1 protein-coding gene is annotated in these 550 nt (G+C 42.7%); it reads right to left on the bottom strand.

The features are described 5' to 3' along the window. A partial coding sequence (locus tag D3D02_RS20535; RefSeq protein ID WP_147435737.1) for a hypothetical protein occupies positions 1-531 on the bottom strand: 531 nt, incomplete at its 3' end. Positions 532-550 lie beyond the last annotated feature (19 nt).

The raw sequence follows: 550 nt of genomic DNA, 5'->3' as shown, positions 1-550 counted from the left end.
CAATTCAATTTTGGTTCTGTGTTTTTCTGCCCACGTGTTCACGTGGAATGTCGGGGTTTCTTTGGTTACAGCGACCGTTGATTCATCATAGTGCGTAAACGTTATTGGAATGCCATAGTCGCCGGGAGTGGCTTCAGAGGAGATATTTAACTCAACCCACATTGGTGGATAACCGCCGGCAGTTGCCTCCGATACTCTTACTGGAACCTGACCATCAGGTGTTTCACCAGTCATTTTTCCAGTTGCGGTTCCGAACCGAGAGGGTTCATAAAAATAGCTTGCGTTAGGAGGCAATTCTTGACTTGAGATATTAATTCCGCCACTGTCCGTAGTGATTGGCATCTTGAAGAAGCCAATACTCCCATTTTTCGGTTCACTTGTGTCAAGTAAATTTTCATACGAATAATTGATGTATAACTTGTGCTTTGAGTGTGAACCAGAGCCAGAGACGAATAATTGTATCCGAACGGTTTCGCCTTTGTTAACAACTGGATTTTCAACGATTGGGATAATAGTAAAGTCTGCGTCCATAACTCAATTTGTAATTAGT

Source organism: Halobellus sp. Atlit-38R (assembly GCF_003665925.1).
Classification (GTDB): domain Archaea; phylum Halobacteriota; class Halobacteria; order Halobacteriales; family Haloferacaceae; genus Haloquadratum; species Haloquadratum inordinatus.
This window is presented reverse-complemented; position numbering and strand designations above follow the sequence as displayed.